Genomic DNA, 15,703 nt, shown 5'->3' with positions numbered 1-15,703 from the left:
TTAGAAAGCAGCAAGTAGCAGGCCTATGTCCTTGGATGGCAGTCCAAGGCTGTTACCTATATATTGGTTTGTTAGTATGCCTTTATACAGGTAGGTGCCATTGCTTACGCCCAGATCTTCCTTGACTAGCTGGTGAATACCCCCGGCATTTGCCATTTTGAGAATAATGGGTGCGATAATATTACTTAGTGCAATGGATGCGGTACGTGAAACCCTTGAAGCTACGTTTGGTGTCATATAGTGTATGACACCATTTTTGTTTATAAATGGTTTGTCAGGATCGTGAGAAGACGCTGCCATGGATTCAAAGCAGCGTCCGTCGCCAATGCTAAGATCCACTATCACAGATCCTGGTTTCATCTGTTCAATCTGCTCACAGGTTATATAGAAAGCTGTATCATTCTCAAAATAGCGTAGACTTGCCACCACGGCATCTGCAGACTTTAATGCCTTTGTAAGTACGTGGGGATGCAGCACAGAGGTAAACACTCGCTGGCCCAGATTACGTTCAAGTTCCCTGAGATTCTGATAGGAATTGTCGAACACCTTGATCTGGCAGCCCAGTCCAAGTGCAGCTCTTGCAGCAAATTCGCCTGCAGTGCCGGCTCCGATAATAACAACTTCAGTGGGCGAAACTCCGGTGATTCCACCAAGCAATACTCCCTTCCCTCCATGTGCCTTGCTAAGGTATTCGGATGCAATGCTGATAGCAGCATAACCTTCAATTTCACTCATGCTCTGAATTACAGGATAGCAACCCTCATTATCACGCATGAATTCATAGGCGACTGCATTAATCCGCCTGTTCATCATTTTGACAATAGACTCTCTGGTCTGCTTTGAAAATTGAAGGTAGGAGAGGATGACCTGATCATTTGTCATCATTTCTATTTCCTCCTCAGTCGGAGGGGAGATTTTAAGTATGATATCTGATCTGAATACTTCATCCTTACCACTTGCAACGATGGCCCCTGCTTCAGCAAAATCCCTATCAAAATAATTTGCCCTTTCACCAACACCAGACTCAATGACAACCTTGTGGCCATTCTCAACAAGCAATTCCACACCCTGAGGTGTTAACGACACCCTGTTTTCCGATTTGTCGGTATCCAGAGGTATCCCAATCGTAAGCGAGCGTTGTTTCCGACCCACCTCAAGCATCTCTTCACTGGTGATGTGCTGGGTATACCTGATTGCAATAAAAGATGCCCGTTTCTCGATGTTGGTCATGTTATTGAAGTCTTTAGATTACCCGAATATACAAAATTATTAAGAATGCCTTTCTAGAAAAAGCACATTAACTGGCCGGCATATCAGGGGGTAGTGTTATTGATCCTGATCTCTCTGGTACCATCGGGAAGGAGTTGGAGGTTAACGTTAATCCTTTCAAATGGGATATGATCTTCTGCCTTTTCGGGCCATTCAATAAGACAAATGTCACCCCCATAGAGGTATTCATCCGCACCTATATCAAAAAGCTCTTCAGGCTTTTTCATCCTGTACAGATCAAAGTGATATACGGGACGTCCGTCTTCGCATCTGTATTCATTTATAATTGCAAAAGAAGGACTACTGACAGGGTCAAGCACCTTCAGTTCCCTACAAACCTGTTTTATCAGGGTTGTTTTACCTGCCCCCATCTCACCGTAGAAAGCAGCTACCGGTTGTACATCGAGCAAGGCCACCAGAGCTCTGGCGGCCTCCCCAAGTTCTTCAGGTGTTTTTGCCGAAAAGATCATTACTCAAATAATTAGCATGTAAAACTAAGACTTTGGCTCCAGAACGACAAAAGGAACCATCATCTCTTCCATGGAAATACCTCCATGCTGGAATGTATCCTTGTAATAGTTTACATAGTAATTGTAGTTGTTGGGATAGGCAAAGAAAGTATTGCCGGTCGCAAAGATATAGGTTGTAGAAACGTTGGGCCTTGGCAGGAAGATCTGCTCGGGTTTCTTGACTTCATAGATTGACTTGTCGTCATAGGCAAGGTTCTTACCCTGTTTAAACCTGAGGTTGGTATTTACTGCTCTGTCGCCCACTACCTTGACGGGATCCTGTACTCGTATGGTTCCATGGTCGGTAGTCAGTATTATTTTTACTTTCTCCTGTGAAAGGCGCTTTAGGAGTTCGAACAACGGTGAGTGAAGGAACCATGAGCGGGTATGCGAACGGAAGGATGATTCATCAGTAATCAGTTCCTTAATCATCTTGAGTTCTGTACGTGCATGCGACAGCATGTCAATAAAGTTTATCACAACTACTGACAGATCATTTTCCCTGAAGCGTTTGTAATTGTCGAGAAGCTTCTTTCCTGAATCGGAATCGTTGATTTTCTCATACCATACCTTGAAAGGTTCCCTAACCCTTGCAATATAATCCTTTATTAGCTCTTCCTCATGTTGGTTTTTGCTTCCCTCTTCGTCATCCTCAACCCAGAGGTCAGGCCTGATTCTGGCTATATTGAGTGGAAGCAAACCTGAAAAGATAGCATTACGTGCAAACTGTGTAGCAGTAGGAAGGATGCTGAAATACAGCTCATCTTCTGCGAAACTGAAGAATGGAGCTATTTCCCTTTTAATTACCTCCCACTGGTCAAATCTGAAATTGTCTATAACTATCATTACAACCGGTCCGCCTTTTTTGAGCATGGGCAGGACCTTGCGCTTCATCATAGTGTGCGACATCATAGGTGCATCATCGCTGTTGAGCCAGTCGGAGTAATTTTCCTTTACAAAAACTGCAAAGCGTTTATTGGCTTCATTTTTTTGCATCAGCAGTACCTCGTTCATCGAGCTGTCGGTAAACTGCAGCTCAAGTTCCCAGAATACCAGTTGCCTGTACAATTCATACCACTCATTGTAGTTGAGCCTCTCATTGAGTCTCATTCCTATCCTTGAGAATACAGACTGATAATCAGTAGTGGCTTTTTTGCTGACAAGGCTGTGGCGACCCAGAATCTTTTTGATTGAGGAAAGAATCTGGTTTGGATTTACCGGTTTTATCAGATAATCGGCGATCTTGCTGCCAATAGCCTGATCCATAATCTCCTCTTCCTCGCTCTTGGTAACCATCACAACTGGCAGCGCAGGATTCTGCTCCTTGATTCTCATCAGTGTTCCAAGTCCGCTAAGTCCCGGCATATTTTCGTCTAGGAATACCAGACTATATGCTCCGCCTGAAAGCATATCTATTGCATCCCTGCCGTTGGTTGCTGTATCTACCGTAAAGCCCTTTTCTTCGAGAAACAGAAGGTGAGCCCTTAGGTGGTCTATTTCGTCATCAACCCACAGTAATCTGTACTTTTGTATATTTTCCATCCTCTTTCTGATTTTCGTTTTTACTAAGAAGACCGGGGTTGTTTAGTTTTGGGTTTCGTACAACACATCTATTATATAACCTCCACTTCCCGACAGGTAATTTTCTGTAAAGAAGTTCTGATATGCCTCCAGGTTTCCCGTTTTCAGAAGGACCTTGAGGTTGGTTTCAGATGCAGTCATTATCAGAGCTCTGTTGATATTACCTACATTCAGCAGGCGGGGATTGGAGCGAAGAGCATAGAAATAATCCATTGCTTCGCGGTTATTGTTGAATGAGCTTATGCTTATAAGTCTTTGACCATTTGGCAAGGTATGTGCCTCCAGCTCATAATCTGCAAGCAGGAAGCGATTGAAGTTGTAGTCTGCCAAATTGAAGATCAACCTGTTGATATTGGCATCAGCATCTACAACTACGAAAATGCTGTGAGTGGATGATGGCTCGAAAGAATACAGAGGTCCGAAGGCAGTTGAGCCAGGGTCGTCTGTACCGGCCAATCCAACACTTACGCTTGCATCCCCATAGGCAACAGGCCCGGCGACCGGTTGCATACCTTCATCGAGCATTGCAAGCCATTTTCCTGCCATCTTTCCTTCAGCACTTTCTGGATATTCTCCTGATAGTTCCTTCAGGTCTCTAACAAAACCATCCTTTTGTCCCAGTTTTCCGTTGCTGATTGCTGACAATAGTATTGCCTTACGTTCCAGGGATGGATCTGGATTGCCCTTTCTGATGTAAGATGTATGGGACAAAGCTTCTTCAAAGCCATTGCTCCTATATGCATTGTATGCATCCTCGTATCTAGTATATAGTTCCCTTGATGCCTCATAGAGCTTTGTGGCATATTCAGGATCTCTCACAAAAGGAGCATAGTATCCGTCTGGAAAGCGTCGCAACAATGATGAGCCCACAGTCTGTGCCTGTTGTTCATTATCTGCAGCAAGCTGTGCCCTATAGCTCCAGAACAAGGCCTGTTCTGCAAGTTCGTGATCAGGGTATTGGCTGAGCAGAGAAGATAGAAGCACGATGGCCTGTTCAGGCAGATTGAAATAATCCAGCAGAACAAGGGCTGCTTTGAAGTAGGCTTCACCTTTTAGCTTGTGAGAAGCTTCAATATCCTCTTTGGATCGGGGAATTGTTGATTTGAGCCTGTCTACACTTGGTAGCTCATCAGATTGTCCAAGAGCTCCGTCTGGAATAGTGCCTGCTCCGGGCGTGTCCTGCGGTCTTTCTCCCGGGTCACCTGGAAGAGCTGGTGGTTGTGAGAAGTCGGAAATTGCAACGGCACTCTTATCCGAGCGACGCCAGTTATCCTCAGCTGGTCTGCGACCCCAACGTCTTTCAAACTCCATTTTACCAAGGGTGACCATGGTAGGATTGTAGAAATACCATGCACCACGTCCGTCCTGACTACCATACATTTGGGATGACATGCTTCTTTGCAGCAGGGGATCGAAACCTGTATTATAATTTGAGCCTCCTCCACTTATATCCTTGTTGAGACGCGACTGTTTTTCAGCCTCCACATATGCTTCCAGATAGGAGATTAGTTCCTCATCAGTCATAGCTGCCAGCCGTTGCAGACTGTCCTGTGTATAAATAGTATTAAGATGGGCCGACAAGTTCTTCAGTCCCTTGTGTCTGAATTTGATTTGTTCCAGTCTGGTATGAGTCTGGGGGATATTTATCAGAGCACTGTCGTAGTATGCATAGGATGCCATGTAGTCAGGGATGTCGAAATATATATCAGCCATGTTGAGGAAGGATTCAGCCAGGAGATCCCTGCTACCAATGTTGTATCCTGCAGCCAGCCTCAGATTGACAAGGGCTTGTAGCGTATCTTGTCCATATAGTGAAAGCCTGGCCTTTGTCATATAGATTCTGTCCCTGTACTCTTGGTTCTTAAATTGTCCGGCCATACGATCCAATTCCCTGACTGTCTCCCCTATATTGCCGTTTAGCTTACTCTCAAGAAGCATCACATTAAGCCGGGCTGTTACCTCCATATCATATCCTGGAGAAGAGCGGGCTACCTTCAGGTACGCATCTTTAGCATTGTCAAGGCGACCGGCTTTTTCATAAAGCTGGGCCAGGATGTAGTTGCGTCTGGATCTGTCCCACTTGTCACGGGCTCCTTCAGCCGCAGCCGCAACGAAAGGAATGGCACTGTTGTACTGCCCTGAGCGGATGAGGTAATCGGCATAGGTTGCCATATAATCTGCATAGTACTTTGCCGGAGCATCACCAAGGGCATCGTAACGGTCCAGGACAATACGTGCATTTTCGAAATCCCCCATCTCGATACGTGTTCTTGCCATCCATATGAGAGCTTCATACTGCACAGGCTTTCCGGGGAAGTCCCTGAAGGCATAATCAAGGGCAGTCAGGGCATCGTAATATTCATGATTGAAAAGGTGAGCCTTGCCGATAAGGATATATGCGTTTCCTACTACCTTGTTGAATTCTCTTTGATTGTAAAATGCGACCTGCCTGGGGTTGTTGCGGTCAGGGCGCCCTTTGGGGCGGACTGTGATACTTTTCTTCTGTATGACCTTAAGGCCTTTTGCAATTGCATTATCCATATCACCTTTGACAGCACCGGCCTTATCATCACCGCTATAAGGAAAAAGTGGAAGAATACTTGTGAACTGATCCTGATGATTTTGTCTCAGTTGTTCCTCCCCGCGCTGAAAACTTTGTTCCCCGTTGAACAGAATATTGTAACGGGCAGTCATGGCATTATGATTCCTTGACAGCCAGGTGTTTTTTTGAGTTGAGCAGGAAACGAGCCAAAACAGGGCTGAGAGTAATATCAATTTTCTTATCGGCATCAGCTGAACGGCAATGATTCAATAATAAAACAGAGATTTCGGGCTTTTATTTTGCCACCCGGTAAATATAGTTTAATTAGTTTTAGAACTTAAATTTACCGTTAATCAAATTGAATCATATAGCCCTGAGATGAAAATATTCGTCGTTGAGGATGACAGGTTGTTTAATAGCCTTATAGCAAATGCTCTCAAGAAAGAGAAAGAATTGGTAATCAGCACTTTTTTTAATGGAGGGGATTTGATCAGACATCTTTCAGAACATCCTGAAGTCATAACTCTGGATATAGGATTACCAGATTATTTTGGTCTTGATCTGCTAGGGCAGATTAAACGTTTGAGTCCATCGACCGAGGTGATAGTTATCTCTGGCCATGATGACCTCAAACTTGCTGTCCAGATGCTTAAGCTAGGAGCCTATGACTATATAGCCAAGGATGAGAATGTGCGGGAGAGGCTTCTTCATTGTATCAGCCATATCAGGAGTAAGTTTAAGATAAGTCAGGAACTGAGCAAACTAAGGTCTGAGATATCTGAGCGCTATTATGATTTTGAGGAGATAGTTGGTGAGAGTCGAGCCATGAAGAGAGCCTTGGCTCTTATGGAGAAGGCAAGTAGGATGGCAAATGTAAATGTGCTGTTGTGTGGAGAAGAGGGAACAGGCAAAGGCATGATATCCCGGGCTATACATTACAACTCTGAAAGGGCTGCTATGCCCTTTGTATCCTTCAGTGTGGGAGCTGTTCCTCCTGGTATGATAAGAGAGGAGCTTTTTGGTGTCGAGGATCTGAGGGATGGTGAAATACCCTTGTCGGGCAAGATTGCTGAGGCTGCCAACGGGACCTTATTTATTGAGGATATAGAACTTTTACCAGCCGATGTGCAATTTTCCCTGCTAAGCTATCTTACAGGCAGTATAAAGTCCGCCCAGGGTAAAAAGTCTAAGGACCTCAATGTGAGAATTATTGCGGGCTCAACGGTCGATCTGGCAGAGGAAGTGAGGGCCAGGCGCTTCAGAGAGGATCTATATTTCCGTCTGATGGGGATCCCGGTCTACCTACCTTCATTACGGGAAAGGAAGAAGGATATAATACTGCTTGCCGGGATTTTTCTTACAGACTTTTGTAATATAAATGGGATGGATAAGAAGGAGCTAAGTGCTGCAGCCAATAGGAAATTGCTCAAGTATCCCTATCCAGGGAATGTGCGTGAACTAAAGGCAGTTATTGAACTGGCAGCTGTTCTTACCGACTCCACTGTAATTGACGAGGAGCATATTGTATTCAACAGCACTGCATCAGTTGCAGATTTTTTTAGTGAGGAGATGACGATGAAGCAGTATTCCGATAAGATAATAAGGCATTATCTTGAAAAGTATCACAATGATGTAAAGACAGTTGCTGCTAAACTTGATATTGGGAAGTCAACTATTTATAACCTGCTTAAGAAATGGGAGGAGCAGGGAGAATAAAACATCCGGACTGTTATGCCTCTCCGGTTGCCTGCCGGGGTAGTATAAAGCCTGGTAGAAGCTGCTGCTAAGCCATTTAAGTATTGGTGATAGAAAAGAAAACCGCCTCGTTGGGGCGAGGCGGACTAAATGCTTTAATTGTACAACAGTGTTGTTAACCGATCAGGGCTTTGTATTGCTCGGCAGACAGCAATTTGTCGATCTCTGCTTTGTCCTTGATCTCAACCTTTACCATCCATCCTCCGTCGTAAGGATCTTTATTTACCAACTCAGGTTGTGATTCAAGATTTTCGTTAACCTCTATAATAGTTCCCGACAGGGGCATATAAAGATCAGAGACTGTCTTGACTGCCTCTATTGTACCAAAAACCTCTTCCTGTGCCAGTTCTTCATCTTCGGTGTCAATTTCAACGAAAACGATGTCGCCCAGTTCACTTTGTGCAAAATCAGTAATACCAACTGTTGCAATGTTGCCTTCTACTCTGACCCACTCGTGGTCTTTAGTGTACTTTAAATTTTCAGGTATATTCATGACGCTGAATTATAAGATTACGAATCAAAATTAACTAATTTTTATGATACGGTCAGTTTTTCCATAAATATTTATCAGACCCTACTGAGTAAGTGAAAATCTGAAGTTTACCCCAAAACTGCTGTTCGTGATTGGGTAGCTTGTTGAGATATAAGGAGAGTTTAGCTGTCTGTCATAAAACAACTGCATATTAAACCTGTCACTAAGCACATAGTCAGCAGTAAACTTTAGAGTTGTAATCTTCTGACCTGATGTAAGCTGGTTGACTGCTTCCTCAATACGTCTTATAACTGAGAAGTTGTCCCTTATCGAGATGTCGGCTCTCAGATTAAGGTCAGATGAAAGCTTTTTGGCGTTCTTGCCAGAGCCCAGTATCATATCCATCTTGTCAAACCTGTATCCAAGACCAACCACATATTCATCGTTGTAATTTTCGATAAGCTGGTTGTTGTTGAGGCTCAGGTTGATAATGCGGCTTTTCTTGTATTCAAAGCGGGTCGACAACGAGTTGTTCCACACTATGTTGGCCATGATTAGGGGGGCAAACTGCTCAGATATGGATACACCGTTGATCTGGTACTTTGGAATGAAGTTGCCCTTCTCGTCTCTTATGTAGCTGAAGCCGTCACGCATCTCTTCCCAGTCGAAGTTTGTAATAAACTGACCTATGTTGTATGTAGACCTGTAAGAATGACTCAGATCGAATGAGCGGATATATTTTTTAAGCCAATTGATACGAGACAGACCGTCGTAGTTGATGGTCCAGTTGGGTCTTATTTGCAATATTGAAGGAATTGCATCCAGGAAGATATTGTCAGCACTCTTGCCTGTGTATGCTGCCAGAAAGGCCGGGATCATTACATCCTGCGATGTCAGAGAGTAACCGTCGGCACCATTGCTAACGCCAAGCCCGTCTTCAGGATAGCCTTCAGGACGATAAGGTCTTCCTTCAAGTACTTCATATGGAGACCCAGGATAAACACCTGTCGGGAAATTGCTGCCCCTCCTTTCCTCTCCTAATCTATTTGCTATGATCTGCCTGTTGTCAAGGAAGCGGGAAAATATCTCTGACTGATATACACCTCTGTTTTCAACGCTCTTGAAAGCCGTCTTGAAGGTGTTGACGGTCATTGACAAGGATCCATTCTCCATGGTGTTGTATGCATTAAAGCCGCCATCACTGTACAGGTAGTACTCGTTAATACCCTTTTGAAATCTCCTGTTGGCTGTCAGATTTATCTTTAGACCGTTTAGTGGTTCCAACTGCAGTCGGATGGTGACATCCTGGCTGTGGGTCATTGTATATGGAGTGTTGAGGGTAGAGTCGGTAGTCAGCCAGTTCTTTTGTGCTGCTTCCATTGCAAAATCACGGTTCTGCCATCCCAGGATAAAGGGTAAACCAGGAGCACCTGTACCTTCATAGTTTGATGTACCTAAAAATTTGGATCTGGGCATATAACCAGGCAGAATGGTCCCATTATTTTCCGAGTAGGTAAGGGACAGGTTCCTGACCCCGGTCAGGAATCTGAAAGCAAAGTCTTTAACTTCCTTACCGGGCTTCTTTTCTTCAGTCTTTTGTCCTGATACCATGATCCTTGCGTTGCTTGCATCCTGACTTGGGGTAAAGATCAGGGTATTGTTATCAACTATCTTTTGGTCGCCCCTGATGGGATGGCCAGATTCGTTGAAGACCCTTGCAGTAACATTTGAAGTTCCCAGACGGTGGTTGATTGTAAGACCTTCACCGGCCTTTAGTTCAATGTTATGCTGGGTAAAGCGTACAGTCTCTCCTTGTTGGTTATTGTTTTGAGCAGTACTTCGTCCGCGTTGCGAACTCTGGGTCAGAGTCCGGAGATAGGGAGACTTGTTGTACAGGCTTGTAAAGTTAAGCTGGGCATTACCTTGGATGGAATTGGAATTTCGGATAGTATTACCCCACTCATATTCAAGGGTTGTAACAGGTCCCTGCTGCCAGTTGTATAATGCCCCATAGTTGACAGATGCTGAGGTCCAGTCGAGCAAAGGTAGCTTGTTAACAGGTATCTGGTAACTGACACTGAGGTTGTGCTGGTAATTGGTAGTTCTTCCAAGATTGAGGATGTTAGACATCACGGAATCCTTCCAGAGTTCATAGTCATCGCGGTAACGGTTCTTGTTAACCGGCCCCTCGGGTTCATCGATTATTGCGTTGTTGCTTGACCTGAAGTCCATCTTAAGGTTCTTGGTCAGGTTGTATGTTATCTCAAAATGCCTGTTCCAGTAAAAGTCCTTATTGACGCTTACCGGTATCTTGAATGATGGATTAGTAATATTTCTAAGCTGTTCCTCGCGATAGCCTCTACTGACTTCCCAGCGGTAACCCAACTGTGTTGGAGCGAGGTAGAAGTTGAAATCACGAATCAGGGCCAGTGATTTACCCTTAATGCTCCTGAATGGTTCAATGGCCTTAGGTCTGTTTAGGAAGTTGTATGCTAAAATCCCCCTGTAGTTCTTGTCAGTAAGATACTCTGTGTCTATGTTCCTTCTGTATGTCTCGTTGTATGAGTAGGTAGCACTCAGGTTAGACGGTGAATAGAATGGGACATCTGTCTTTTGGGGCTGGATACGGACATTTGTAAAGTTGATACTCTTTCTCTGGGTGTAGTCCTGGGAAATCTGTTTGATACTGTCACGCTCTGCCTTTGTTTCGGCATTCTTGAGAGCAACATCCAGTGGAATATCCGGGTCGAGCGGGTAATACTCAGGTGTTGCCACCTGTTCACTATAGCCAGCATAGAATGGGATAGAGACGCGGCTATTGGGACCAACAAATTTGCCCAATTCAAGATTAGTAGCAACATCATATTGATAGAAATCTTCCTTGCTGCGTTCGTTGACACTTTGGTCGATACTCCCAAATCCTGTAGTGCTTGCCCTACCGGCAAGAGATACCGAACCCAGATCGGCTAGTTTGATATTCATTCGACTGTTGGCTGCCCAACCGCCTTCTTCGTTAAAGTCGGTTAACCTTAGTTCGTTAACCCAGATCTCGCCAGACTTATCCTCACGTGAGTTATTGCGAATACCTATCATGATGGTCTTGACATTGGCAAGGTTTGGATTACCCTTTATCTTGACCTTGTTGGATGGCTTGTCCGGATCAAACCACTGGTATTCGGAGGTTAGACTTACGGAAGAGTTTAGTACCCTCATGGCATCATTACGTCGCAATTTGACCTGTTGGAACAGGTCAAGCGGCACATCCAGCCTGTTTTCATCCGGCCATACTATGTGCCTGTGGGAGATATTCTCATTTACGTAAAGTCCTGGTGGAGTCAGCTTGAGTGGTAACTCGTATTCGTAGTAGTTGTTTTGATAATCAGTACCCAGTCTAACAAACACAAGCAGTTCACCGTCTCTAAGGTCGTATCCTTCTATTGCCTCGGCATGAACGTCCATTTTAATACGCTGGTATTGCCTTATGTCCATACCAATATTTTTATACACTGCACGGGCATCTCCGCTTGCAAGGTCGCTTACTTTTAGTGCAAGCGATTGTTCATTTAACTCTCTTACAGAAGGGTTGGCCGGGTCGATAACGCGGTCAACACCCGGAGGAAGTATGTAGGGTATTGGTTCGCGACGGCCGTTTTCTTCAATATTGACAGCAGACACATCAAATTTAGTGTTGGGGTTTGGGTTTACATTATCTCCTGTCTGGTGGAGGTCCTTTTCATACCTGCGCCATTCAGCCCTGATCAGGTCAAGAGTAGCAAAGCGCAGTACTATAGTGTCTTCGAAATCATTAAGGAACATCCTCATAAAACGTACTGAGCGCAGGTCTTCAATATCACCAATTACTGTGTCGGGAGCGCTGACAGGTATTTTAAACTGATACCAGGTTACTTCCTCGACACTACCGTTTTCAAGCTTGACGGTATTTGTAACCACATCGCTTATGTAGTTGCGTCCTATCTGCATCTGACCGGGCTCGAGACGAATCTTGTACTGGAAGTAACTTTCTGACTCACTGAGTGTGTTATCGCGGTTGATATCTTCTCCGTCTGGGATATTTGTTCCTGCAGTACTGAATGATTCTCCGGAATATTCCGAGGGCCTTGAGTTACCTTCCGGGTTGTTGTAATACTTGTATCGATCAAGGATGCTAACTCTCAATCTATCCAGATCTGCTCCCCTGAAGTATCGGAAGTCATCTCCTGCAGGGTCATTGATGATTGTCCTGTAGGCCTCTTCACTTAACTGTCCCTGGGCATACATATTTTCTATTGCCTCCAGGAAGGCATTATTTCCTTGTCTGAGAAAACGTCTCTCAGCTTCAGAGTTCATCCCATCGAGACCAACATCCTGCATTAATCGGGTTTGCGGATCGTTGCTAAATGCATTGACCAGGCTTTGACGTTTGGGGATGTAGCCCCAAACAGTAGAATCCACATCAAAGGGTTCTCCAGGTCCCGGCAGACCCTGTTCGAAAAATTTCCTGCCATCCTTCAGAATATCCTCTGAGATGTCTCCAAGGTTGATATAGAGGTATCCTCCCTCATGGGTTCCCTGATCATATATGAAGGGATCCATAAGCCAGAACTCGATATGATCAATATTGGAAGCCTCGAAGTCATTGGTGTCTATTTTTCTCATTATACCAGCCCAGTTTTGTCTGGGATTTCTAAGGCTTCCGTCCTGGTTGAGGTCAGTACTGAAGTTGTATGGACCTCTTTCTGTTGGATAATAAGCAAGGTTAAGCACCGAGATATTTGTCGGCTCACCGTAAGCCGGATTCTTGTTTGGGAAGATTTCCCTTTCATAGACCTCACGAACATAGTGGTTAGATCTGGCATCCTTATCACGACGGATATGGTCAGGTGTAAGGTTGGTATTGCGAAGGAACAAGGGGTCTATATGATACCATGCCAATCTTGCTCTACCGTAGCCATAGCGCAGGTCATTGTTTAATGATGCATAGGGAAAGATCTGATCCTGACCCTGGGGTACACTTGCTAGTTGCCATGCTTCCCGGTGCTTCATATCTATTGGGATCTTGGTACCTTCAAAGTCGTCGATATATGAATTACCCTCTTTTTTAATCACACTTGGGTGCCCCGGAATCAGCTGTGCAAACTCAGCTTCAAAAGAGATGGATGACGGCGCCTTAGTCTGTATCAGTGGCAGTTTATCAATAAGGCTTGTCAAGAGGTCGGACTGCGTATAGTAGGAAGTGTTAAGTCCCCATATCGTGTTGGCTATTGGTTCATCTCCAAAGGCAACCTTTTGGGTAAGCGGTCTTTCCCTAAGGTGCAATACTGTTGCACCGATATTGAAGTCCTCACTAAAGCGGTAGTCAAGATGTGTACCAAGCAAGGTCTTGGTCTGCAGGTTAAACAGCGACTGGTTCTCCAGCGAAACCTGAATAGGGGTTCCCGACTCCATAAGACCACTATTGAGTATTGTAATACGTCCGGCAGTATAGTCGACGGAATAATCTATATTCTCGGTTAGCTTTAGTCCCCCGGCAGTGACAATAACCGATCCGCGTGGGATGTTAAAGGCATTGAGTGATATCTCAGCTCCGGCTGAGGACTTGTATGAACCAACAAGCCTGTACTTGTTTTTTTCAGCAGTCTGACCAGCAACCGTCAGTGTTGAGTCGTATAATTCCTTGAACACATACTTATCTCTTATCGAAGCGGGCAGACTTTGGAGTTTCTCCTCCATAAATGAACCGAATGGTTGCAAAACGGGGAAGATTATTCTACCCTGATCGGGTGCAATAGTATAGCCTGCAACAAAGTCGAAGGTTCCATCAGGATATGGTTCAAGTTGCTTATTCAACCTGTCTAGGTTGAGGATTGAAATAAACAGCTTCCCGTTATGTTCTCCATCCTCATTGAAGGTTGTGATATAGCTACCAACAGAATCGTTCATAAAGGCCACGTTCATCCTGAAATCATCCGGACTGACCTGATAGGCTCCGATTGAATAGATATTCTTCATCATGAGCTGCCATGTCTTCATACGTGGACTTAGGTTAGTGCCTTTCAGCAGTTTTACTATCAAGGCCTGGGGGGCTTCTATACCTGAGTTGCTAAATTCACCAACACGGTAAACCTGACCGTTGTATGTAAATTCGAAGGCGACAGCCAGGACTTCGTCAGCATTCAGCTGGGTGTTGAGAGATATGTATCCAAGCTTGGTATTGACCTTGTACTCAGACTCTGGAATTAGACGTGCATTCTCAACCCTTTCATAGTCCCGTGAATTAGTAAATGGATTTTGGTCAATAGTAGTGATGGACTGCAGAATGCCTGTTGACTGGTTGATATCCCTGATGCCTGCATAGGTAGAAGTCATCTGGTTGAATAGGTCATTGGCTTCATTACTGGGATAGGCAACAGCGGCCTTGCCATTCCATGTAAGGGGTTTTTCCATATTGACTGCGGCTTCACCAAGGTCTGAGAAAGCCACTATATTGCGGGATTGCTGGAAGTCGCTGGTTCTATTGGTTATCCATACCTCCACCTTTGTTATATTAAAGGGGGAGTTGATAACAGGGAGATTGGCGAGGGCTCTTTCGTAGTGATCTTTGAAAACATGAGACAGGAAGAAGTGCCTGTTTTTATCGTACTGGTCGGCTGAGACTTCATAGTCCTGGGTTTGGGCACCTCCCTGGATATTCATCACAGTTGTCTCACCCTTTTGTTGTGAAAAGAGGGTTTGAACTGTGAGTTTCCCAAATTGCAGTTCTGTCTTTACACCAAAAAGGCTCTGACTTCCAGTAATTAGCGTTCCCGGCAATGCCAGACTCACGTTCCCGGCCTCTATTTTCTTGATTATATCATCTTCGCCTCCTGAATACTCAAGGTTGATTTGGTTTTCGAAGTCGAAGGTGCCCTCAGTGTTGTAGTTGATTCCAAGTTTCAGGCGCTCCCCGATGCTCCCCTGAATATTCATCTGAATCTTTTGCTGGAAGTCGAAGGTGGTAGTCTTGCGCAGCCTTTCCTGCAATGTGGGGTTATCAATTTTTGTAGTGTTGACACCAATTCTGAGTTCTGCAACACCCTGGGGGCGGATATTTACTACATTGCTTCCAAAAACACTTTCAAAGACATCCCCGCCGATTTTGAAACGGCCGAAGCGGTCTTCCTCAGCCGTAGCTCCCTCAGTTGCTTTTTGGCTCCAATATTCTCTGAGCGAGTTACGTATCTGTTGGTTGTTGTATTCCTCTACAGTCATACTGTATGGAAGCTTCACCGGGATATTTCCAATCATCCGGTACATTACTATTCTGCCTGTCGCCGGATCATATTCTGTCCTGTACTCAATATTGTCAGGTTCGGGAAATATAAAAGGGTCTGACTTGTCGGAAGGGCGTCCGGAAACCTGATCAACCGGGGGGTTGATTCTGAGAGGATCAACGGGAGAAGCTATCGTGTCGGAGGCGTTTTGGGAATAAGGTAGTTGCAAGGCAGGAGAACCTGGTTTGTATTCACCGGCACCAGCCAGTACAAACAGGGAAGACAATAACGGTACAAATATTTTATATGTTAAACTCTTTCTCAA

Annotated in this window: 7 protein-coding genes; 1 reads left to right on the top strand and 6 read right to left on the bottom strand. The window is 44.8% G+C overall.

All coding sequences use genetic code 11. The features are described from left to right. The 4 genes from M9189_RS12140 to porW all read right to left on the bottom strand — a co-directional run bounded on the left by M9189_RS12140 (window position 1) and on the right by porW (window position 6,149). Complete coding sequence (locus tag M9189_RS12140; protein ID WP_250723579.1) at window positions 1–1,230, bottom strand: alanine dehydrogenase; 1,230 nt, start codon at window positions 1,228–1,230, stop codon at window positions 1–3. An 83-nt stretch (window positions 1,231–1,313) separates the two neighbouring features. Next, a complete protein-coding gene (gene tsaE, locus M9189_RS12135) occupies window positions 1,314–1,739 on the bottom strand; it encodes a tRNA (adenosine(37)-N6)-threonylcarbamoyltransferase complex ATPase subunit type 1 TsaE (RefSeq protein ID WP_250723577.1) in 426 nt (141 codons plus the stop codon). A 24-nt stretch (window positions 1,740–1,763) separates the two neighbouring features. Beyond that, window positions 1,764–3,320 carry a T9SS response regulator signal transducer PorX gene (gene porX / locus M9189_RS12130; RefSeq protein WP_250723575.1) on the bottom strand — a complete coding sequence of 519 codons (1,557 nt, stop codon included), beginning with the start codon at window positions 3,318–3,320 and terminating at the stop codon, window positions 1,764–1,766. Between the two features lie 42 nt (window positions 3,321–3,362). Beyond that, window positions 3,363–6,149 carry a type IX secretion system periplasmic lipoprotein PorW/SprE gene (porW, locus tag M9189_RS12125; protein WP_250723574.1) on the bottom strand — a complete coding sequence of 929 codons (2,787 nt, stop codon included), beginning with the start codon at window positions 6,147–6,149 and terminating at the stop codon, window positions 3,363–3,365. Window positions 6,150–6,279: 130 nt separating this feature from the next. Between porW and M9189_RS12120 the strand changes: the two genes are divergently transcribed. Then, on the top strand, window positions 6,280–7,617 hold the full coding sequence (locus M9189_RS12120) for a sigma-54-dependent transcriptional regulator (RefSeq protein ID WP_250723572.1): 1,338 nt from the start codon (window positions 6,280–6,282) through the stop codon (window positions 7,615–7,617). Window positions 7,618–7,771: 154 nt separating this feature from the next. Here the strand turns inward: M9189_RS12120 and gcvH are convergent, their stop codons facing one another. Together gcvH and sov are read right to left on the bottom strand one after the other, a co-directional pair. Further along, window positions 7,772–8,149 carry a glycine cleavage system protein GcvH gene (gene gcvH / locus M9189_RS12115; protein WP_250723571.1) on the bottom strand — a complete coding sequence of 126 codons (378 nt, stop codon included), beginning with the start codon at window positions 8,147–8,149 and terminating at the stop codon, window positions 7,772–7,774. Window positions 8,150–8,230: 81 nt separating this feature from the next. Continuing rightward, the gene (gene sov / locus M9189_RS12110; RefSeq protein ID WP_250723570.1) at window positions 8,231–15,703 is read right to left on the bottom strand and encodes a T9SS outer membrane translocon Sov/SprA; all 7,473 of its coding nucleotides are present in this window, start codon (window positions 15,701–15,703) and stop codon (window positions 8,231–8,233) included.

It is taken from the genome of Xiashengella succiniciproducens (assembly GCF_023674465.1).
Lineage (GTDB): Bacteria > Bacteroidota > Bacteroidia > Bacteroidales > Marinilabiliaceae > Geofilum > Geofilum succiniciproducens.
The sequence above is the reverse complement of the archived record's forward strand: the minus strand, read 5'-3'. Positions and strand labels throughout refer to the sequence as shown.